This is a genomic window from Streptomyces sp. NBC_01255, from assembly GCF_036226445.1.
Lineage (GTDB): Bacteria > Actinomycetota > Actinomycetes > Streptomycetales > Streptomycetaceae > Streptomyces.
On sequence record NZ_CP108474.1, the window covers coordinates 2,612,344 to 2,633,445 of the forward strand.

General features: G+C 71.7%; 16 protein-coding genes. 4 read left to right on the top strand and 12 right to left on the bottom strand.

All coding sequences use genetic code 11. From position 1 onward, the window contains the following. Window positions 1-42 precede the first annotated feature (42 nt). On the bottom strand, window positions 43-1,674 hold the full coding sequence (gene pruA, locus OG357_RS11340; RefSeq protein ID WP_329621023.1) for an L-glutamate gamma-semialdehyde dehydrogenase: 1,632 nt from the start codon (window positions 1,672-1,674) through the stop codon (window positions 43-45). A gap of 33 nt (window positions 1,675-1,707) precedes the next feature. Further along, a complete protein-coding gene (locus OG357_RS11345) occupies window positions 1,708-2,634 on the bottom strand; it encodes a proline dehydrogenase family protein (RefSeq protein ID WP_329621024.1) in 927 nt (308 codons plus the stop codon). 184 nt (window positions 2,635-2,818) lie between these two features. Here OG357_RS11345 and OG357_RS11350 point away from each other — a divergent pair, with 184 nt between their 5' ends. Continuing rightward, window positions 2,819-3,931, top strand: a complete 1,113-nt coding sequence (locus tag OG357_RS11350; protein WP_329621025.1) for a PucR family transcriptional regulator — start codon at window positions 2,819-2,821, stop codon at window positions 3,929-3,931. Between the two features lie 15 nt (window positions 3,932-3,946). Here OG357_RS11350 and OG357_RS11355 read toward each other — a convergent pair whose 3' ends face one another. The 7 genes from OG357_RS11355 to OG357_RS11385 form a co-directional block, all read right to left on the bottom strand. Further along, a complete protein-coding gene (locus OG357_RS11355) occupies window positions 3,947-4,528 on the bottom strand; it encodes a TetR/AcrR family transcriptional regulator (protein ID WP_329621026.1) in 582 nt (193 codons plus the stop codon). A gap of 88 nt (window positions 4,529-4,616) precedes the next feature. Further along, window positions 4,617-6,206: a phosphoglycerate dehydrogenase gene (gene serA / locus OG357_RS11360; RefSeq protein ID WP_329621027.1), complete on the bottom strand. Its 1,590-nt coding sequence runs from the start codon at window positions 6,204-6,206 to the stop codon at window positions 4,617-4,619. Between the two features lie 237 nt (window positions 6,207-6,443). After that, window positions 6,444-7,445: a ketol-acid reductoisomerase gene (ilvC, locus tag OG357_RS11365; RefSeq protein WP_317599396.1), complete on the bottom strand. Its 1,002-nt coding sequence runs from the start codon at window positions 7,443-7,445 to the stop codon at window positions 6,444-6,446. Window positions 7,446-7,564: 119 nt separating this feature from the next. After that, complete coding sequence (ilvN, locus tag OG357_RS11370) at window positions 7,565-8,092, bottom strand: acetolactate synthase small subunit (RefSeq protein ID WP_121833425.1); 528 nt, start codon at window positions 8,090-8,092, stop codon at window positions 7,565-7,567. Between the two features lie 31 nt (window positions 8,093-8,123). After that, complete coding sequence (locus tag OG357_RS11375) at window positions 8,124-9,974, bottom strand: acetolactate synthase large subunit (RefSeq protein ID WP_329621028.1); 1,851 nt, start codon at window positions 9,972-9,974, stop codon at window positions 8,124-8,126. Window positions 9,975-10,203: 229 nt separating this feature from the next. Beyond that, entirely contained in the window at window positions 10,204-13,098 is a 2,895-nt protein-coding gene (locus OG357_RS11380; protein WP_443066661.1) for a putative bifunctional diguanylate cyclase/phosphodiesterase, read from the bottom strand. 441 nt (window positions 13,099-13,539) lie between these two features. Next, a complete protein-coding gene (locus tag OG357_RS11385; RefSeq protein WP_329621029.1) occupies window positions 13,540-14,505 on the bottom strand; it encodes a 2-hydroxyacid dehydrogenase in 966 nt (321 codons plus the stop codon). Between the two features lie 75 nt (window positions 14,506-14,580). Here OG357_RS11385 and OG357_RS11390 point away from each other — a divergent pair, with 75 nt between their 5' ends. From OG357_RS11390 to OG357_RS11400, 3 genes are all read left to right on the top strand, one after another. Next, window positions 14,581-15,603, top strand: a complete 1,023-nt coding sequence (locus OG357_RS11390; protein ID WP_329621030.1) for an aldo/keto reductase — start codon at window positions 14,581-14,583, stop codon at window positions 15,601-15,603. Window positions 15,604-15,705: 102 nt separating this feature from the next. After that, a complete protein-coding gene (locus tag OG357_RS11395) occupies window positions 15,706-16,860 on the top strand; it encodes a PQQ-dependent sugar dehydrogenase (protein ID WP_329621031.1) in 1,155 nt (384 codons plus the stop codon). A 14-nt stretch (window positions 16,861-16,874) separates the two neighbouring features. Beyond that, a complete protein-coding gene (locus OG357_RS11400; protein ID WP_329621032.1) occupies window positions 16,875-17,180 on the top strand; it encodes a DUF6191 domain-containing protein in 306 nt (101 codons plus the stop codon). On the opposite strand, the gene OG357_RS11405 is transcribed toward OG357_RS11400, so the two are convergent. From OG357_RS11405 to OG357_RS11415, 3 genes are all read right to left on the bottom strand, one after another. Continuing rightward, on the bottom strand, window positions 17,064-20,120 hold the full coding sequence (locus OG357_RS11405) for a helix-turn-helix transcriptional regulator (RefSeq protein WP_329621033.1): 3,057 nt from the start codon (window positions 20,118-20,120) through the stop codon (window positions 17,064-17,066). The two genes, OG357_RS11400 and OG357_RS11405, sit on opposite strands and share 117 nt — an antisense overlap. 7 nt (window positions 20,121-20,127) lie before the next feature. Next, window positions 20,128-20,325 carry a hypothetical protein gene (locus OG357_RS11410; RefSeq protein WP_329621034.1) on the bottom strand — a complete coding sequence of 66 codons (198 nt, stop codon included), beginning with the start codon at window positions 20,323-20,325 and terminating at the stop codon, window positions 20,128-20,130. A 161-nt stretch (window positions 20,326-20,486) separates the two neighbouring features. After that, window positions 20,487-21,092, bottom strand: coding sequence for a hypothetical protein (locus OG357_RS11415; RefSeq protein ID WP_329621035.1), 606 nt, complete (start codon window positions 21,090-21,092; stop codon window positions 20,487-20,489). Between the last annotated feature and the right edge of the window lie 10 nt (window positions 21,093-21,102).

Consider the following 21,102-nt stretch of genomic DNA (forward strand, 5'->3'; position numbering starts at 1 on the left):
GGGCGGTGTCAGGGGCGGGCCTCGGCGAGGCCCGGAGGGGCGTCAGCCCATGTGCGGGTAGCCGTACTCGGTCGGCGGAACCAGCGTCTCCTTGATGGCGCGGGTCAGCGTCCAGCGCATCAGGTTCTGCGGGGCACCGGCCTTGTCGTTCGTACCCGAGGCACGGCCGCCGCCGAAGGGCTGCTGGCCGACGACGGCGCCGGTCGACTTGTCGTTGATGTAGAAGTTGCCCGCGGCGAAGCGCAGCTTCTCCATCGTGTACGCGGCGGCCGCACGGTCACCGGAGATGACCGCGCCGGTGAGGGCGTAGTCCGAGACCGACTCCATCTGGGTCAGCATCTCGTCGTACTTCTCGTCCTCGTAGACGTGGATCGCGAGGATCGGGCCGAAGTACTCGGCCTTGAAGACCTCGTTCTCCGGGTCGGTGCACGCGATGACGGTCGGCCGGACGAAGTAGCCCACCGAGTCGTCGTACGTGCCACCGGCGACGATCGTGCAGGTCGGGTCGGCCGCGGCACGGTCGATCGCGGCCTTGTTCTTGGCGAACGAGCGCTCGTCGATGACGGCGCCGATGAAGTTCGACAGGTCGGTGACGTCACCCATGGTGATGCCGTCGACCTCGGCCGCGAACTCCTCCTTGAAGCCGTCGTTCCAGATGGAGGCCGGGACGTACGCACGCGAGGACGCGGAGCACTTCTGGCCCTGGAACTCGAAGGAGCCACGGGTCAGCGCGGTCTTCAGGATGGCGCGGTCGGCGCTGGGGTGCGCGACGACGAAGTCCTTGCCGCCGGTCTCGCCGACGATCCGCGGGTACGAGCGGTACTTCTCGATGTTGGTGCCGACCGTCTTCCACAGGTGCTGGAAGGTCTTGGTCGAACCGGTGAAGTGGATACCGGCAAGGTCGGGGTGGTTCAGGGCCACCTCGGAGACGGCGATGCCGTCGCCGGTCACCAGGTTGATGACGCCCTTCGGCAGGCCGGCCTCCTCCAGGAGCTCCATGAGGAGCACGGCGGAGTGCGTCTGCGTCGGGGACGGCTTCCAGACCACCACGTTGCCCATGAGGGCGGGGGCGGTGGGCAGGTTGCCCGCGATGGCCGTGAAGTTGAACGGCGTGATCGCGTAGACGAAGCCCTCCAGCGGGCGGTGGTCCAGACGGTTCCACACACCCGGGGAGTTGGCCGGCGGCTGCTCGGCCAGGATCTGGCGGGCGTACGCCACGTTGAAGCGCCAGAAGTCGACGAGCTCGCACGGGGTGTCGATCTCGGCCTGCTGGGCGGTCTTCGACTGGCCGAGCATGGTGGACGCGGCCAGCGTCTCGCGCCACGGGCCGGCGAGCAGCTCGGCGGCGCGCAGGATGATCGCGGCGCGGTCGTCGAAGGCCATCGCGCGCCAGGCCGGAGCCGCGGCGAGGGCCGCGTCGACGGCGTCCTGGGCGTCCTGCGTGGTGGCGCCGCGGAAGGTGCCGATGACAGCCTGGTGGTTGTGCGGCTGGACGACCTTGAACTCCTCGCCGCCGCCGAGGCGCTTCACGCCGCCGATGGTCATCGGCAGCTCGCGCGGGTTCTCGGCCAGCTCCTTGAGCTTGGTCTCGAGGCGGGAGCGCTCGGCGGAGCCGGGGGCGTAGCTGTGCACCGGCTCGTTGACCGGAGCGGGGACCTGGGTGACAGCGTCCATGAGTCGCAGTACTCCTTGTGAGAGGTGGTGGGCTCAGCCCTTGGTGAGGATGGAGCGGACGAAGAACAGCAGGTTGGCCGGCTTCTCCGCGAGACGGCGCATGAAGTAGCCGTACCAGTCGGTGCCGTAGGCGGTGTACACGCGCATGCGGTGGCCCTCGGCGGCGAGACGGTTCTGCTCCTCGCTGCGGATGCCGTACAGCATCTGGAACTCGTACTCGTCCAGCTTGCGCCCGGCGCGGCGGGCCAGCTCCTGGCCGATGGAGATCAGGCGCGGGTCGTGGGAGCCGATCATCGGGTAGCCCTCGCCGTCCATCAGGATCTTCATGATCCGGACGTACGCCTTGTCGATCTCGGGCTTGTCCTGGATGGCGACGGAGGCGGGCTCCTTGTAGGCGCCCTTCACGATCCGGACGCGCGAGCCGTTGTCCGCGAGGCGGCGGGCGTCGTCCTCGGTGCGGAAGAGGTACGCCTGGATGACGCAGCCGGTCTGCGGGAACTTCTTCCGCAGCTCGTCGTGGATGGCGAACATCGAGTCGAGGGTCGTGTGGTCCTCGGCGTCCAGGGTGACGGTGGTGCCGATCTCGGCGGCGGCCTCGACGACCGGGCGGACGTTCGCGAGGGCGAGCTCGTGGCCGCCCTCCAGGGACTGGCCGAACATCGACAGCTTGACGGACATCTCGGCGCGGGCGCCGAGGCCCAGCTCCTTGAGACGGCCGATGAGCTCCAGGTAGGCGTCCCGGGCGGCGTAGGACTGCTCGACGGTGGTGATGTCCTCACCGACGACGTCGAGGGTGACCTCCAGGCCGCGGTCGCTCAGCTCCTGGACGATCGGGACGACGTCGCCGACCGACTCACCGGCTATGAAGCGGGCGACGACCTGCTTGGTCCCGGGGGCGGCCGACACGAGACGGCGCATCTTGTCGCTGCGCGACGCGGCGAGAATCACGGGACCCAGCACGGGGCACCTCCAGAAGGACAGGGTGACGAATAGTGCTGTACCCGGTCTTTCGCAAGAAACCGGTAACAGCACGGAGAACCACCGTGAAACCTATGGATCGCTCCGATCCTCTGCCATCGACAGCTGTCACGCATCCGTGCGCGGCATCTCATACACATGTCTGAAGGGGTGCGAGAATGGCGCTGTGAAGGGCGATTACCAAGAACTGGTCGACGAGATCTCCGCGCTCCTGGGCGCCCCTGCGACACTGGAGAACCGCGATTTCGGGCTGATCGCCTTCGGGGCGCACGACAGCGACGACGACGCGGCGATGGACCCCGTCCGTACGCGATCGATCCTGACCCGGAAGTCGACCCCGGCGGTCCGCGCCTGGTTCGAGGGCTTCGGCATCACCCGGGCGACGGGCCCGGTCCGCATCCCGGCCGCCCCGGACGCCGGAGTGTTCCGGGACCGGATCTGCCTCCCCGTACGTCATCGGGGCGTCGTCCTCGGATACGTCTGGCTCCTGGACGCCGAGCCCGGCCCCGCGCCCGCCCAGCTCGCGGCCGCGATGGAGGTCGCCACCCGGATCGGCGGGCTCCTCGCCGACGAGGAGCGCGCGGACTCCGACCTCTCCCGCGAGTTCGTCGCGGTCCTGACCGCCGGGCGCGGCTGGCAGAGCGACATGGCCGTCGCGGCGCTCCGGGCGGCCCTGGGCCCCAGCGCGGACGGTCTGCACACCGTCGTCTGCGTGACCCCCTGGCAGGGCGACGCCCCGTCGATCCGGGCGGTCCCCGGCGCGGCGGCGGTCGCCACGCTCCCGGAGGGCGAGTCCCTCGCCGTTCTCGTACGGCTGCGCACGGCCGAGGACCTCTCCCCCGCCCACACGGCCGCGGACCGGCTGCGCGCCGCCGCACCGGCCGGCATCGCCACGCCCCGCCGGGGTCTCACGGAGCTTCCGGCGGCCTGGCGCGAAGCCAGCACGGCGGCCCGCGCCGCCACGGCACAGCCGACGCTCGGCCCGGTCGCGGAGTGGGCCGGGATCGGCCCGTACCGCCTGCTCGCGGCGCTCTACCACCCCGAGATCGACCCCGCCGTCGCGCCGCTGCTCGCCCCCGCCCACGCCGAACTGGCGCGCACGGCCGAGGTGTTCCTCGACAACGCGGGCCAGGCGGGCCGCACGGCGGCGGCCCTGGGCATCCACCGGCAGACCCTCTACTACCGGCTGTCCCGGGTCGAACAGCTCACGGGCCTGGACCTGGACGACGGCGAGGACCGGCTGCTGCTCCACATGTCCCTGAAGTCCGCGAAGCTGTAGGCCCCTGACGGGAACTCAGTCCCGCTCCCCCATCAGGACCTTGAGCCCCTCCGTGAGGTCCTCCGCGCTCGGCGCGGTCTCCGGGTCGACCATCCACTGGATCATCACGCCGGTGGCGAGGGCCTGGCAGAGCAGTCCGGCGACCCGGGCCTTCTCCGGGTCGGCCTCCGGGTCGATGCCGAGGAAGCCCTCGGCCATGCCGAGGCGCCCCTCCCGCTGGGGCTCCTTGATGGCGTCGCGCAGCTTCTCGTCGTCGTCGAGCCGCGTGACGATCTCGGTCTGGAGCTTCCAGACGGGCCGGCTGGCCTCGGCCGCCCCGATCACCTGCTCCCAGACGGCGTGGAAGCGCGCGTACGGGTCGGCCGGCAGCTCCCGCTTGTCCTCGCCGGTGCCCGCGGGGCCGACCTGATGGCCCCACTCCTCGGTGAGGGCCAGGAAGGCCTGCTGGAGCAGGGCGTCCTTGGAGCCGTAGTGGTAGCCGATGGAGGCGAGGTTGGTGCCCGAGGCGGCGACGATGTCGCGGGCCGTGGTGCGCCCGTACCCCTTCTCCAGGAGGCAGCGCTTGGCACCGTCGAGCAGGTCTTCCTTGTGTCCCATGACAGCACTGTACCCGGCCTCTAGACAATCGTGTAAGACGAATGTCTAGAAACCGGGTACGCGTACGTGTGTACGGAGGGGCTTCGCGTCAGATCAGGTTGACCGAGCGGGCCGAGGCGGCGCCGATCTCCTCGGCGATCTCCGCCAGGACGGCCGCCGGCAGCGTGTCGTCCACGGTGAGGACGACGAGCGCCTCGCCACCCTCCTCCGCGCGGGAGACCTGCATGCCCGCGATGTTCAGACCGGCCTCGCCGAGGATCCGGCCGACGGTGCCGACGACACCGGGGCGGTCCTCGTAGCGCAGCACGACCATGTGGTCGGCGAGCGCCAGGTCCACGTCGTAGTCGCCGACCGCGACGAGCTTCTGGAGGTGCTTGGGGCCCGCCAGCGTGCCGGAGACCGCGACCTCCTCGCCGTTCGCCAGCGTGCCGCGCACGGTGACGACGTTGCGGTGGTCGGGCGACTCGGAGCTCGTCGTCAGACGGACCTCGACACCGCGCTCCTGCGCGAACAGCGGGGCGTTGACGTACGACACGGTCTCGTCGACCACGTCCTCGAACACGCCCTTGAGCGCGGAGAGTTCGAGCACCTTCACGTCGTGCTGGGTGATCTCGCCGTAGACCTCGACGTCGAGACGGGCCGCGACCTCGCCCGCGAGGGCGGTGAAGATCCGGCCGAGCTTCTCGGCGAGCGGCAGACCCGGCTTCACGTCCTCGGCGATGACACCGCCCTGGACGTTGACCGCGTCCGGGACCAGCTCGCCCGCGAGCGCCAGGCGCACCGACTTGGCGACCGCGACGCCGGCCTTCTCCTGGGCCTCGTCCGTGGACGCGCCGAGGTGCGGGGTGCAGACGACCTGGTCGAGCTCGAAGAGCGGGGAGTCCGTGCAGGGCTCCTTCGCGTACACGTCGAGGCCCGCGCCGGCGACCCGGCCCTCCTTGAGGGCGGTGTAGAGCGCCGCCTCGTCCACGATCCCGCCGCGCGCGGCGTTGACGATCCGGACGGAGGGCTTGACCTTGTGCAGCGCCTCGTCACCGATGAGACCGAGGGTCTCCGGGGTCTTCGGCAGGTGGACGGTGATGAAGTCCGCGACCTCCAGGAGCTCGTCCAGGGCCAGCAGCTTCACCCCCATCTGGGCGGCGCGGGCCGGCTGCACGTAGGGGTCGTACGCGACGATCTTCATGCCGAAGGCGGACATGCGCTGGGCGACCAGGACGCCGATGCGGCCGAGGCCGACGACACCGAGGGTCTTCTCGCTCAGCTCGACGCCGGTGTACTTGTTGCGCTTCCACTCGCCGTTCTTCAGCGCGGTGTTGGCCTGCGGGATGTTGCGCGCGGTGGCGACCAGCAGACCGCACGCGAGCTCGGCGGCGGTGACGATGTTCGAGGTCGGGGCGTTGACGACCATCACGCCGGCCTTGGTGGCGGCGGAGACGTCGACGTTGTCCAGACCGACACCGGCACGGGCGACGACCCGGAGCTTCTTCGCGGCGGCAATGGCCTCGGCGTCGACCTTGGTCGCGGAACGGACCAGGATCGCGTCCACATCGGCGATGGCGGGGATCAGCTCGGCGCGGTCGGCGCCGTTGCAGTGCCGGATCTCGAAGTCCGGGCCCAGCGCGTCGACGGTGGCGGGCGACAGCTCTTCAGCGATGAGTACGACAGGTTTCGAGCTCACGTGAGTCCTCACAGATCCAGTGCGGACGGCCGTCCCGACGGCCGCAGGCGGTGGAGGGGGCTTGCCGCGTGAAAGCGCACGACGCTGTGGGCCTGACGCGTATGTTGTTGAGAAGTGTAGTGGTGCATCGGCGCAGCTCATACGCCTTGGTGGAAGGATCACCCGTCCGTGGTTGGACGAGGTGTCCAACGATGCGGGAAGGGGCCGGACACAGTGTCCGGCCCCCTCCCTGAAGGCTTACGCCTCCTCGTCGTTCACCCAGCTCATGAGCTTCCGCAGCTCCTTGCCGGTGGTCTCCAGGAGGTGGTTGGCGTCCTGGGTCTTGTACTCGTTGTACTTCTTCAGGCCGCCGTGGTACTCGGCCATCCACTCCTTGGCGAAGGTGCCGTCCTGGATCTCCGCGAGGACCTTCTTCATCTCGGCCTTGGTGGCGTCGGTGATGATCCGCGGGCCGGTGACGTAGTCGCCCCACTCGGCGGTCTCGGAGACCGACCAGCGCATCTTCTCCAGGCCGCCCTCGTACATGAGGTCGACGATGAGCTTCAGCTCGTGGAGGCACTCGAAGTAGGCGATCTCCGGCTGGTAGCCGGCCTCGGTCAGGGTCTCGAAGCCCGCCTTGACCAGCGCCGCGGTACCACCGCAGAGGACGGCCTGCTCACCGAACAGGTCGGTCTCGGTCTCTTCCTTGAAGGTCGTCTTGATGACGCCCGCGCGGGTGCCGCCGATGCCCTTGGCGTACGAGAGCGCCAGCGCGAAGGCGTTGCCGGTCGCGTCCTGCTCGACGGCGGCGATGCACGGAACGCCGCGGCCTTCCTCGTACTGACGACGGACCAGGTGGCCCGGGCCCTTCGGGGCGACCAGGGCGACGTCGATGCCCTCGGGGACCTCGATGAAGCCGTAGCGGACGTTCAGGCCGTGGCCGAAGAAGAGGGCGTCGCCCGCCTTCAGGTTGTCCTTGATGGACTCCTCGTAGACCTTGGCCTGGATCGGGTCCGGGGTCAGGATCATGATGAGGTCGGCCTCGGCCGCGGCCTCGGCGACGGAGACGACGCGCAGGCCCTGCTCCTCGGCCTTGGCCTTGGACTTGGAGCCCTCCTGGAGACCGACGCGGACGTCGACACCGGAGTCACGGAGCGACAGCGCGTGGGCGTGTCCCTGGCTGCCGTAGCCGATCACCGCGACCTTGCGGCCCTGGATGATGGACAGGTCGGCGTCGTCGTCGTAGAACAGCTCGGCCACTGGAAATCTCCTTGAGGTGCTGGTGTTGCGTCCCACCGTACGGGGGAGCGCTTGAGGGAAGCTTTGGGGTCTCGTCAGTCGGACCGCCGGATGGACCGGCGGTTGACCTCCGATGACTCTCAGGCGCTGCGGTCGAGGGCCCGCAGGGACCGGTCCGTGATGGACCGGGAACCACGCCCTATGGCGATCGTGCCGGACTGGACGAGCTCCTTGACGCCGAACTGCTCCAGCATCTTGAGCATCGCGTCGAGCTTGTCACTCGAACCGGTGGCCTCGATGGTGACCGCCTCGGGCGAGACGTCCACGGTCTTGGCGCGGAACAGCTGCACGATCTCGACGATCTGGGAGCGGGTCTCGTTGTCGGCGCGGACCTTCACCAGGACGAGCTCGCGCTGGATCGCGGCGCTGGGCTCGAGTTCGACGATCTTCAGGACGTTGACCAGCTTGTTGAGCTGCTTGGTCACCTGCTCCAGGGGCAGTCCCTCGACATTGACCACGATGGTGATGCGGGAGATGTCGGGGTGCTCGGTGACACCGACGGCGAGCGAGTCGATGTTGAAGCCGCGGCGGGAGAAGAGCGCGGCGATCCGGGCGAGGATGCCGGGCGTGTTCTCGACGAGAACGGAGAGCGTGTGCTTGGTGGACATGTCTGGGTCTCTTCCTTTTCGCTCTTCGCTATCAGTCGTCTTCGCCGTCGCCGAAGTCGGGGCGCACGCCCCGCGCGGCCATGACCTCGTCGTTCGAGGTGCCCGCGGCGACCATCGGCCAGACCTGGGCGTCCTCGTGGACGATGAAGTCGACGACGACCGGACGGTCGTTGATGGCGTTCGCCTCGGCGATGACCTTGTCCAGGTCCGCCGGGTCCTCACAGCGCAGGGCGACACAGCCCATGGCCTCGGAGAGCTTGACGAAGTCGGGGACGCGGGTGCCCTTGTTCGCCTGGACGTCGTCCGGGCCGGAGTGCAGGACCGTGTTGGAGTAGCGCTGGTTGTAGAACAGGGTCTGCCACTGGCGGACCATGCCGAGGGCGCCGTTGTTGATGATGGCGACCTTGATCGGGATGTTGTTCAGCGCGCAGGTGGTGAGTTCCTGATTGGTCATCTGGAAGCAGCCGTCGCCGTCGACCGCCCAGACCGTGCGGTCCGGCATGCCGGCCTTGGCGCCCATCGCGGCGGGGACCGCGTATCCCATCGTCCCGAGGCCGCCGGAGTTCAGCCAGGTGGCCGGCTGCTCGTAGTCGATGAAGTGGGCGGCCCACATCTGGTGCTGGCCGACGCCCGCGGTGAAGATCGTGCCCTCGGGGGCGAGCGCGCCGATGCGCTGGATGACCTGCTGCGGCGAGAGGCTGCCGTCCTCCGGCAGGTCGTAGCCGAGCGGGTAGGTCTCGCGCCAGCGGCTCAGGTCGCTCCACCAGGCGGTGTAGTCGCCCTTGTTGCCCTCGCTGTGCTCGGCCTGGACGGCCTGGACCAGGTCGGCGATGACCTCGCGGGCGTCACCGACGATCGGCACGTCGGCGGCGCGGTTCTTGCCGATCTCGGCCGGGTCGATGTCCGCGTGGACGATCTTGGCGTACGGGGCGAAGCTGTCGAGCTTGCCGGTGACGCGGTCGTCGAAGCGGGCGCCGAGGGCGACGATCAGGTCGGCCTTCTGGAGCGCGGTGACGGCGGTGACCGCGCCGTGCATGCCCGGCATGCCGACGTGCAGCGGGTGGCTGTCGGGGAAGGCGCCGAGGGCCATCAGGGTGGTGGTGACCGGGGCGCCGGTGAGCTCGGCAAGGATCTTCAGCTCGGCGGTGGCGCCGGCCTTGATGACGCCGCCGCCGACGTACAGGACGGGCCGCTTGGCGGCGGAGATCAGCTTCGCGGCCTCGCGGATCTGCTTGGCGTGCGGCTTGGTCACCGGGCGGTAGCCGGGCAGGTCGGTCTGCGGCGGCCAGCTGAAGGTGGTCTTCGCCTGGAGGGCGTCCTTCGCGATGTCGACCAGGACCGGGCCGGGGCGGCCGGAGGAGGCGATGTGGAAGGCCTCGGCGATCGTCCGCGGGATGTCCTCGGCCTTGGTGACCAGGAAGTTGTGCTTGGTGATCGGCATCGTGATGCCGCAGATGTCCGCCTCCTGGAAGGCGTCCGTGCCGATGGCCTTCGAGGCGACCTGGCCGGTGATCGCGACGAGGGGGACGGAGTCCATGTGCGCGTCGGCGATCGGGGTGACGAGGTTGGTCGCACCGGGACCGGAGGTCGCCATGCAGACGCCGACCTTGCCGGTGGCCTGCGCGTAGCCGGTGGCAGCGTGGCCCGCGCCCTGCTCGTGACGGACCAGGATGTGGCGCACCTTCTCCGAGTCCATCATCGGGTCGTACGCCGGGAGGATGCAGCCGCCCGGAATGCCGAAGACGGTGTCGGCGCCGACTTCCTCGAGAGAACGGATGAGGGCCTGCGCGCCCGTGACGTGCTCGACGGTGGTGGCGGGCTGCGCGCCGCCGCGGGGACGCGGCTGCGGATGGTGCCCGGTGGCCTGGTCGGTCATCAGCATCTCTTCTCGAAGCAGAGGGTGTTTGCGAGGCGTTTTGCGAGGGTTTGCGTCGCCCTGGGGGTGATCCAGTGCAACAAAAAACCCCTCGTGCCGTGAGGCAAGCGAGGGGAGCGCGTCGGGTGCTTTCTCAGCCGGGCCTATTGGTGGCCCCGCTTCAGCCGACGCGCTTTCCAAGTACGAGAATTCGGGTGCGCATGGCACTGACCCTCCCTCTCCCACCTCACCGGTGTCAAGTGGGTGGGACGGGCGTCTCAGTATTTGAGCGGAACGGGGGACGGTTTCCGGCCCGTACGGGGACCGCTCCGGGGAGCGGGTACTCGTCCCGTACGAGGGCCCTGCGCAGGCGGTACTCGTCGAGCGGGCCCGAGAAGGCCATGCCCTGGGCGTGACTGCAGCCCATGGCGCGCAGGGCGAGCACCTGCTCCGGTACGTCGACACCCTCGGCGACGGTCTGCATGCCGAGTTCGCCGGCGATGCGGAGCACGCCTCTGGTGATCTTGCGGAGCCGGGCGGACTCGACCACGCCCTCGACGAGGGCTCGGTCCAGCTTCAGTATGTCGACGGGAAGCCGCCGGAGGGCGTCGATCGCCACATGTCCGCTGCCGAATCCGTCGAGCGCGATCCGCACTCCGAGACGGCGCAGGGTCACGAGGCGCTGTTCCAGCTCGTCGAGCGAGGTCCGGGGGTCGCTGTCGGCGAGCTCGATGATCAGCGAGCCGGACGGCAGCCCGTGCCGGGTGAGCAGCGACTCGACCGAGCCGAGCGGAAGCGAGCGGTCCAAAAGGCGGCCGGCGGAGAGCCGGATGGACACGGGCGCGCGGTGGCCGATGCCCGCCCGCTCGGCGGCCTGCTCCACCGCCTCTTCGAGGAGCCAGCGGCCGAGCTCGGCGGTGCGCTCGCCGTCGTCGGTGACGCGAAGGTACTCGGCGGGGGTGAAGAGGATGCCCTGGGCCGAGCGCCAGCGGGCCTGGGCACTGACGGCGGAGATCCGGCCGGTGGCGAGGTCGACGACCGGCTGGTGGAGCAGGGCGAACTCGCCGTCGTGGAGTGCGGTGCGCAGCCGGGCGGCCAGCTCGGTCCGGCGTACGACCTCGGCCTGCATCTGGGGCGCGTACAGCTCGACACGGTCCTTGCCGGCGGCCTTGGCGCGGTACATCGCGAGGTCGGCGTTGCGCAGGAGGTCGCCCGCCTCCATGCCGGGCTCGGCGAAGGCGACGCCGATGGAGGCGGCGACCCGGACCTCGTTGCCGCCGTCGACGCGGTACGGCCGGGAGAGCGTGAGCCGGAGCCTGTCGGCGATCTCCTGGACCTGGGTCTCCCGGGCGTCCTGTTCGCGGCCGCCGTCGCCGAGGATGAGGGCGGCGAACTCGTCGCCGCCGAGCCGGGCGGCGGTGTCCCCGGCCCGGACGGACTCCTGGAGGCGGCGGGCGGCCTGGACGAGGAGGTCGTCGCCCGCCTGGTGGCCGAGGCGGTCGTTGACCCCCTTGAAGCCGTCGAGGTCGATGAAGAGCACGGCGGTGCCGGGGTCGGAGCATCTACGGCCGCTGAGCGCCTGCCGGACCCGACGGGTGAAGAGCGCCCGGTTGGGCAGGTCGGTCAGCGGGTCGTGCTCCGCGTTGTGCTGCAACTGGGCCTGGAGCCGGACCCGTTCGGTCACGTCCCGGCTGTTGAAGATGAGGCCGCCCTGGTGGCGGTTGACGGTCGACTCGACGTTGAGCCAGTCTCCCCCATTCTCGGTTTCTCCCCCAGCCTCCGGCCGGAAGGTGCCCCCAGAGCGGGAGGTACCCCCATGGCCCGAGCGGAAACGGCACTCGATCCGGGTGGTGGGCTCCTCGGCGGGCGAGGCCGCGAGGAACCGGCGCACCTCGTGGACGACGGCGCCGAGGTCCTCGGGGTGGATGAGGGAGGCGAGCTCGGAGCCGATGAGCTCCTCGGCCTCGCGTCCGTACACGCCGGCGGCGGCCGGGCTGACGTAGCGGAGTATCCCGGTCGGCGCGGCGATCATGATGACGTCGCTGGAGCCCTGCACGAGCGACCGGAAGTGGTTCTCCTTCTGGGCCAGTTCGTGGGTCAGCGCGATGTTGTCGAGGAGCATGATGCCCTGCCGGACGACGAGGGCGAGCACGACCGCGCAGCCGGTGAGGACGACGACCCGGTCGACCCGGCGGCCCTCGACGACGTTGTACAGGATGCCGAGGGTGCAGACGGCCGCGGCGAGGTACGGGGTGAGGGCGGCGAGCGAGCCCGCGACCGGACGGCTGTGCAGCCACGGACCGCGGGCGGCGGCCGTGGTGTCGGGCAGGCGCCGCACCCCCCAGGGGGCGTACGCGAGGAGCAGGGAGCCGGCGAACCAGCCGGCGTCGAGGAGCTGGCCGGACGCGTAGTTCTCGCGGAGCAGCGGCGAGGTGAACAGGGCGTCGCACAGGACGGTCAGGGCGAGCGCGGCGATCGCGGTGTTGGTCGCCGAGCGGTTCGCCTGGGAGCGCCGGAAGTGCAGCGCGAGGACCATGCTGACCAGGACGATGTCGAGCAGCGGGTACGCGAGCGACAGCGCGGCCTGGGCGACGGACTCGCCGTCGAAGTGCGCGGTACGGGCGAGGGCGAGGCTCCAGGAGAGCGTGAGCAGGGAGCCGCCGATGAGCCAGGCGTCGAGCGCGAGGCAGACCCAGCCGGCCCGGGTGACGGGCTTCTTGGCCAGGACGAGGAGCCCGACGACGGCGGGCGGCGCGAAGAGTAAGAAGAAGAGGTCGGCGACGGAGGAGTCGGGCACCTGCGTCCGCAGGACGACCTCGTACCACCCCCACACCGCGTTCCCCGCGGCGGCCATGAAGGAGGAGAAGGCGAAGAGCAGCCAGGCGGGTCGGTCGCTGCCGCGGTGGGCGCGGGCGTAGAGGAAGCAGGAGACCGCGGCGGTGAGCGCGGCGGCGCTGAGTCCGAAGTCGCCCATGAAGAGGGCGAGTTCCGGCGAACCCCAGCCGAGCGACGCGCCGGTCGTGTAGCCCGCGCAGAGGAGCCCCAGGGCGACCTGAGCGAGAATCGAGCCGATTCCGGGACGGTCACGGCCGGGGTTCCCGGCTTCGCCGCCGACGGTACTGCGCGCGACGACCGCCCCGGGCGTGCTCACCGGCCCCTCCGGCGTCGCGCCGGCGCACCCGGCCGGCTGGTGCGGACGCGCGGGCGGCTCCTCGGCACCCCCGGGGGCGTGCCCGTCGCAGTCGTGCGGCCCGGCGGCGCGTGGCGCGCGGGGCGGCGTGGCCTGGCCCGGCACCGAACGCGCGAGGCCGGCAACGAGGCGCGGGAGGCTTGCCGGCGGCGCCGCCGCCGCGTCGGATCGTCGGTCCTCCGGCCGTGCTTCACCCGTCGCCCCCCTCGAAATCTGATGACCCGTCACTTCGCTCCCCAGCGTCAACCCGTCATCGACGCAGCCCCCCGCTCCGGGACGATACACCAGGACCGTCACTCAGGGACAGGGCCGCAGTACTCTCCGTGACTACCTGGGGGCTTGTGAGCGGCGCGCGTCGGGGGCGCACACCGCCCGCCCCGGCCGACCAATTCCCGTACGGGCTCAGTCGGTGGTGAGGATGACGTTCGCCAGCCCCTCCCCCGCCGCGAACCTCCGCAGCTGCCCCGCGATCAGCCGCTTCGCACGCGGCATGAACGCCGAAGTGGAACCGCCCACATGGGGACTGATCAGGACACCGGGAGCGTGCCACAAAGGATGCCCGGCCGGCAGCGGTTCCGGGTCGGTGACGTCGAGCGCGGCCGTGATCCGCCCGCTCTCGACCTCCTTGAGCAGCGCGGCCGTGTCCACGACCGGACCCCGGGCGACGTTCACGAGCAGCGCCCCGTCCTTCATCCTGGCCAGGAAGCCGGCGTCGGCGAGGTGGTGGGTCGCGGGCGTGAGCGGAGTGGACAGCACGACCACGTCGGCCTCCGGGAGCAGGGCGGGCAGCTCCGCGAGAGCGTGGACCGGCCCGCGCTCGGTGGCGCGCGCGGAGCGTGCGACGCGCGCCACCCGCGCGCACTCGAACGGCGCGAGCCGGTCCTCGATGGCGGCGCCGATCGACCCGTACCCGACGATCAGCACGGACTTGTCGGCGAGCGCCGGGTAGAAGCCCTCCCGCCACTCCTCCGCGTCCTGGCCGCGCACGAACCCCGGGATGCCGCGCAACGAGGCCAGGATCAGCGCGAGCGTGAGCTCGGCGGTGCTGGCCTCGTGCACGCCCTTCGCGTTGCAGAGGGCGACCCCGGGCCGCAGCGAGGGGATGCCGGGCATGACGTGGTCGATGCCCGCGGACAGCGTCTGCACGGCCCGGACGGAGGTCATCGCCGCCAGCGGCCGTACAGCGATCTCCGACCCCTTCATGTACGGGACGACGTAGAAGGCGCAGCGTGCGGGATCGGCGGGGAATTCCGGTCCGCCGTCCCAGAAGCGGTAGTTCAGGCCCGACCCGCCCGGCGCGGGGAGTCCTTCGATCTCGTCCGCGGGAACCGGAAGCCACACGTCTGCGGTGCTGTCTTCGAAAGTCATGACCGGGAGGCTATGCGAAGAATCCCGCGCGCCATTGGTTACTTTGGGGGACGGCACAGGGAGGGGTACCGGCAGGTGGAGCGCAGGACTATCGGGGCGACGGCGCTCGGCGTGGGTGCGATCGGCCTGGGGTGCATGCCGATGAACTGGGCGTACAGCCGTTCGCAACAACGGGGGGACCGCTCGCTGCGGACGGTGCACACGGCACTTGACGCCGGCATGAGCCTGCTCGACACCGCCGACATGTACGGGCCGTTCACCAACGAGCTGCTGGTGGGGCGGGTGTTGAAGGAGCGGCGGGCGGAGGCCTTCGTCTCGACGAAGTGCGGCCTGCTCGTCGGCGACGGCGGCGAGCGGCGGCACGTGGTCGCCAACGGCAGGCCGGGGTACGTGCGTCGGGCGTGCGACGCCTCGCTGCGGCGGCTCCAGACCGAGGTGATCGACCTCTACCAGCTCCATCGCGCGGACCCCGAGGTGCCTGTCGAGGAGACCTGGGGCGCGATGGCCGAGCTGGTGTCGGCGGGCAAGGTGCGAGCGCTCGGGCTGTGCGCGGTCGGCGCGCGGTCGGCCCGCAGGGGCGCGACGGGCGTCAGCCGCGACGGTTACGAAGGAACGATCCGCCAACTGGAGCGGATCCAGCAGGTCTTCCCGGTGGCGGCCGTCGAGGCCGAGCTGTCGGTGTGGTCGCCGGAGGCACTGGTCCGGCTGCTGCCGTGGTGCGCGGCCCGCGGGGTGGGGTTCCTGGCGGCGATGCCGCTGGGGAACGGTTTCCTCACGGGGACGCTGACCCCGGGCGGCGGCTTCGAGCCGGACGATCCGCGCGCCCGGCACCCCCGGTTCACGGCCGAGATGATGGCGGCGAACCAGCCGCTGGTGGCGGGGTTGCGGCGGGTCGCCGCGCGGCACGGGGCGGATGTCACCCCGGCGCAGGTCGCGCTGGCGTGGGTGCTCGGCCACGGGCCGCACGTCGTGCCGGTGCCGGGCGCGAAGCGGGAGCGGTGGGTCGTGGAGAACGCGCGGGCGGCCGGACTGCGCCTGACGGAGGGGGACCTCGCGGAGATCGCGGGGCTGCCGGCGCCCCGGGGGTCGTGGGACTGAGCGCCACGTCGGAATGGGTGTTCGTGGGCGGGAACCTGATCGGGTCGAGCGGTGTATCAAGGGTGTGAGGATGCCGCTCGACTCGTCGAAGGGGACCGGACCATGAGCCGTCCTGTTGTGCTGAAGGCCCTGTGGGGCGCCGCCGTGCTGGTGCTGGTGGCGGGCTGCTCCTCGGGCGGTACCGAGGATCGGCCGGGTACGGCTCCGCCGACGTCGGCCTCGGCGCCCGCGTCCGATCCGCCGGCCTCGGCGTCCGCGACGGCATCCGGAAGCGCGTCCCCGGGTGGCGAGCGGGTGTCGGTGGCGGGCACCCTCACCGAGGGGCTGAAGTCGCCCTGGGGGCTCGCCGAGCTGCCGGGAGGCGACCTGCTGGTCTCCTCGCGGGACGAGCGGACGATCACCCGGGTCGACGGCGAAAGCGGCGCGAAGACCTCGCTCGGCGAGGTCCCGGGGGTGGTGCCGGGCGGTGAGGGCGGGCTCATGGGCCTGGCCGTCCGCGACGGCTGGGTCTACGCGTATCTGACGGCCGCCTCGGACAACCGCATCGTGCGCATGCGGTACGGCGGCGGGGACGGCGACCGGCTCGGGGCGCCGGAGCCGGTGCTGACCGGCATCCCGAAGGGTGTCGTGCACGACGGCGGGCGGATCGCGTTCGGTCCGGACGGGATGCTGTACGCGGGCACGGGCGAGACCGGCGAGACCGGCCTGGCCCAGGACCGGTCCTCGCTCGGCGGGAAGATCCTGCGGATGACGCCGGAGGGCAGACCCGCGCCGGGCAATCCCTTCACCGACTCGGTGGTCTATTCGTACGGGCACCGCAATGTGCAGGGGATCGCCTGGGACGTTGCAGGGCGGCTGTGGGCGGCCGAGTTCGGGCAGAACACCTGGGACGAGCTGAACCTGATCAAGCCCGGGAAGAACTACGGCTGGCCCGAGGCCGAGGGGCAGGCGGGCCGGGAGGGGTTCGTGGACCCGGTGGCCCAGTGGCCGACGTCGGAGGCCTCCCCGAGCGGCATCGCGTACGCGCGGGGCGCGATCTGGATGGCCGGGCTCAGGGGCGAGCGACTGTGGCGCGTTCCGCTCTCCGGAGAGGAACGGTCCGGGGACCCCGAGGCGTTCCTGTCAGGTGAGTACGGCCGCCTGCGCACGGTTCTCGCCGGGGGCGACGGCCGGCTCTGGCTGGTGACCAGCGAGACCGACACCCGGGGCACGCCCGAGCCCGGGGACGACAGGATCCTCCGGCTGGAGGTGAGGTGAGGGAGGCGGTGACCGTGTTCGATCCGATCGCGGAGCTCTTCGCGCCGGGGCGGCGGCACGCCGAGGAGGAGCTGCGCCGGCAGGCCCTCACGCGGGAGGACCCGGGAGACGGGGACCCGGGGCGCGGCCCGATAGACCTGACGTCGGGCCGGGTGACGATACGGATCCCCCGCCCCGGGGCGGAATCGGACCCTCGCTCGGGGTCAGAGGGTCGTGTCGAGGAGGTGGAGTCGATGGGCGAGGGCGGCGGCCTCTCCTCGGCCGGCGACGCCGAGCTTGGCGAGGATGTTGGAGACGTGGACGCTCGCCGTCTTCGGTGAGATGAAGAGCTCCTCGGCGATCTGCCGATTGGTGCGGCCGACGGCGACCAGGCGCAGCACGTCCTGTTCGCGCGGGGTCAGGCCGAAGCCGTCGTCCCCGGGCTCCGCGGGTGCCGGGAGCTGCTTCTCGGGCGCCAGGGAGAGGCGGGCCCGGGCGGCGAGGAGTTCCACGTCCTCGCGGAGCGGGCGGGCCCCGAGGCGGACGGCGGTGGTGTGGGCCTCGCGGAGCAGGGCCGTGGCCTCCTCCCGCCGGCCGCCTTCGACGAGCAGGGCGTCGGCGAGGCGGTGGCGGGCGCGGGCGAGCTGGGCCGGGCGGTCCAGCGGCTCGTAGGCGGCGACGACCTCGGTCCAGCGGGTGACGGACTCGCTGCCCTCGGCGCGGGCCAGCTCCTGGGAGACCTGGAGGGAGTGGGCGGCCCAGACGGGGGCCGGGGCGGCGAGGGCGCGGACGCAGCGGCGGATCACGGCCAGCGCCTCGGCGCGGCCCTCGTCGGCGGTGGGCAGTCCCCGGCTGTCGGCCTCCGCGGCGGCTGCGGTGAGGACGAGCGGCCAGCCGTAGCGGTGGGTGCCGGGCGGGAATCCGGCCTCCGCGGCGGCGACGAGCTGGGCCCGCACGTCCTGGACGCGGCCCTCGGCGGCCGCCACGGCGATCGCGACCTGGGCCATGGGCAGGGTGTACTGCGGGATCGGGTCGCGGGTGCCGTAGACGGCGGAGGCGTCGGCGAGGTGGCGAGTGGCCGCCTCCAGCTCGCCCCGCGCCGCGGCGAGCTGGGCCAGGCGGAGGGAGGCCGAGCCGCGGGGCTTGGTGCTGGTCGCGGAGCGCTGGAGCCGTTCGGCCGCTTCCCGTACCTCGTCCCATCGGCCCAGGGAGAAGAGGGACTCGGCGCGGTTGGCCTCGACCCAGCCGACGCTGTCGACGAGTCCGTACGAGCGGGCGAGGCGGATGCCGGAGTCGGCGATCTCGACGGCCTCGTGGGAGCGGCCGAGGGCCTCGAGGGAGGAGGCGATGTTGATGTGGGCGCGCGAGGCCTCGGCGAACTGGCCGAGGACCGTGGTCCGCTCCCGTACCTCGTGCATCTCGGCGAGACCGACCTCGACGTCCCCGGCTGCGGTCATGATGGTGCCGAGGGTGAGCCGGGCGTTGAGTTCGATCGACTCGGCCTTGACGTGCCGGGCGTACTCGACGGCGCGTTCGGCGGCGGTGAGGGCCTCGGGGCCGGGGTCGCGGAGCATGCCCCAGCCGGCGGCGCCGACGAGGACGACGGCGTGGACGGCGGACGGCGGGAGGCCCTTGACGAGCTCCTGGGCGCGGGCGATCTCCTCCGAGCCGTCACCGCGGCCGAGGTTGGACTGGAGGCGGGCCTTCTCGGTCCAGAACCAGGCGGCGCGCAGGGGGTCCTTCGCGTCCTCGCTGTCGAGGAGGCGGAGCGCCATCCGGCCGATCTTCAGGGCGCGCTCGCGTTCGCCGCTGAGCCGGGCGGCGACGGCAGCCTCGGCGAGGAGGTCGAGGTAACGGAGCGGGGTGGTCTCGGGGTCGCAGCCGCAGGGCGGGTAGGCCTCGGCGTAGTCCATGGGCCGGAGCTCGCGGCGGATCTCTGCGGGGGCCTCGTCCCAGAGCTCCATGGCCCGCTCCAGGAGCCGGAGCTGCTCGGCGTACGCGTGGCGCTTGCGGGTGGCGACGGAGGCGCGGAGGACGGCCGGGAGGGCCTTGGCCGGGTCGTGCGCGTGGTACCAGTACGTGGCGAGGCGGGTGGCCCGCTCGTCGGGCCGGACGAGCGCGGGGTCGGTCTCCAGGGCCTCGGCGTAGCGGCGGTTGATGCGGGAGCGTTCGCCGGGGAGCAGGTCGTCGCTGACGGCCTCGCGGACGAGGGAGTGGCGGAAGCGGTAGCCGTCGCCGTCGGGGACGGCGAGCAGGATGTTGGCACCGACGCAGGCCCGCAGCGCCTCGATGAGTTCGTCCTCGGTGAGCCGGGCGACGGCGGCGAGCAGGCCGTACTCGACGGTGGAGCCGCCCTCGGCGACGATCCTGGCGACCCGCTGGGCGTCCTCGGGGAGCGCCTCGACCCGGACGAGCAGGAGGTCGCGCAGGGAGTCGCTGAGCTGGCCGGGGGCGCAGCCTGCCTCGTGGGAGACGACGAGCTCCTCGACGAAGAAGGCGTTGCCGTCGGAGCGTTCGAAGACCTCCTCGACGAGCCCGGGGGCGGGTTCGGCGGCGAGGATGCCGGTGAGCTGGCGGTGCACCTCGGTGCGGGTGAAGCGGGAGAGCTCGATGCGGCGGATGGTGCGGAGCCGGTCGAGTTCGGCGAGGAGGGGGCGCAGCGGATGGCGGCGGTGGATGTCGTCGGCGCGGTAGCTGGCGACGACCACGATCCGGCCGCGGCGCAGGGTGCGGAGGAGGTAGGTGAGCAGGTGCCGGGTGGAGGTGTCGGACCAGTGCAGGTCCTCCAGGACGAGCACGACCGTGCGGTCGGCGGCGAGCCGCTCCAGGAGCCGTACGGTGAGTTCGAAGAGGCGGGCGGTGGAGTCCTCGTCGGAGGGCTCGTGGCTGCCGGGCTCGCCCAGCTCGGGCAGCAGGCGGGCGAGCTCGCCCTCCTGGCCGTCGGCGGCGGCGGTCAGTTCGTCGGGCAGCTTGCGTCGGAGCGAGCGCAGGGCGGTGGCGAAAGGCGCGAAGGGCAGGCCGTCGGCGCCCAGTTCCACGCAGCCGCCGACGGCGACGACGGCGCCCCGGTCGCAGGCCGTGTCGAGGAACTCCTCGATGAGCCGCGTCTTGCCGACCCCCGCCTCACCGCCGACGAGCAGCGCCTGGGGCTCTCCCGCGGTCGCGCGGGAGAGCGCCTCGGTGAGGGCGGTGAGTTCGCCGGCGCGGCCGACGAAGACGGGGCTGACTGACCTGGTCTCCACGGCGCCGAGCATCGCACAGCCATCCGTACGGTCGCTCATACGGGGGTCACGCGGCCCGGACGAAGTGACCGCGTCCGGCGCCGCTCACCGGCCCCTCCGTGTCGTGGCCCCCACTGCGGCGGCCGAAGCGGCGCAGGCCGCGGGCGGAACCGGTGGACCCGGCGGCCTCGTGGGCCAGGCGCTGGGCGGCGGCCTCGCGGACGAGCTGGGCGTGGTTCATGCGGTGGAGTTCGTACGCGAACATCGGGTGCTCCCTGGTCTCTTCGGGTTTCGGTATCGCTCCTTGCGATGCCTCTACTCTCGGTTCCCAGGGGGTGCGGTCACATCGGGCGAGTGCCGCATGTTCGGGGTACGGGGGGCCTTAGGCGGACCTCAGGGGGTCCTTAGACGGGGTGGGTACCCGGCTCAGGACCCCGTGGTGGGCAGGCTCAGGAAGAGGTCGAAGTAGGTACCGACCGACAGGAGCAGCCCGAGTCCGCCCAGGACGGCGCCGGCGATGGCGACCGCCCGGACCCAGACGGGGCGGTCGGGGCGGGCGAGGACCAGGACGAGGACGGCGGTGACGAGCGCGAGCAGCGCGAAGACGCCGTTGACCAGGGCGGTGCTGTGCCAGGCGTCGCCGTAGATCTCGGAGATCTGCTGGGCCGGGGCGGCGGACTGGCTGTTGATCTGCCCGATGAGCGTCTCGCGTTCGGAGACGACCTTGCCGGTCCAGGTGCCGGTGAGCGCGACGGCGCCGAGGGCGGCGGAGACGACGGCCGCGCCGCCGGCGCCGACGCCGGAGGAGGCGGCGGCCTCCTCGGCCAGGAGCTCGTCGTCGGCCGGCTCGTCGTCAGCCGGCTCGTGGTCGTCGGACGCGTCCGACGCGGCCGGCTCGTCGTCCTGCGCGGCGAGCGGCTCGACGGAGGCCTCGGCCGCGACGGAGTCCTCGGTGGCGGCCTCGGCCGCCGGCTCCGTCGCCGGCTCTGCGGTCTTCTCGTCGATCTTCGCGTCGGTCTTCGTGATGTCCATGCGGCGCACG

Coding starts and splice junctions, on each gene's coding strand:
- pruA (WP_329621023.1), bottom strand. CDS start 1,674: ATGGACGCTGTCACCCAGGTCCCCGCTCCGGTCAACGAGCCGGTGCAC.
- OG357_RS11395 (WP_329621031.1), top strand. CDS start 15,706: ATGAGCCGTCCTGTTGTGCTGAAGGCCCTGTGGGGCGCCGCCGTGCTG.
- OG357_RS11385 (WP_329621029.1), bottom strand. CDS start 14,505: ATGACTTTCGAAGACAGCACCGCAGACGTGTGGCTTCCGGTTCCCGCG.
- OG357_RS11410 (WP_329621034.1), bottom strand. CDS start 20,325: ATGTTCGCGTACGAACTCCACCGCATGAACCACGCCCAGCTCGTCCGC.
- OG357_RS11375 (WP_329621028.1), bottom strand. CDS start 9,974: ATGCTGATGACCGACCAGGCCACCGGGCACCATCCGCAGCCGCGTCCC.
- OG357_RS11415 (WP_329621035.1), bottom strand. CDS start 21,092: ATGGACATCACGAAGACCGACGCGAAGATCGACGAGAAGACCGCAGAG.
- ilvN (WP_121833425.1), bottom strand. CDS start 8,092: ATGTCCACCAAGCACACGCTCTCCGTTCTCGTCGAGAACACGCCCGGC.
- OG357_RS11405 (WP_329621033.1), bottom strand. CDS start 20,120: ATGAGCGACCGTACGGATGGCTGTGCGATGCTCGGCGCCGTGGAGACC.
- OG357_RS11355 (WP_329621026.1), bottom strand. CDS start 4,528: ATGGGACACAAGGAAGACCTGCTCGACGGTGCCAAGCGCTGCCTCCTG.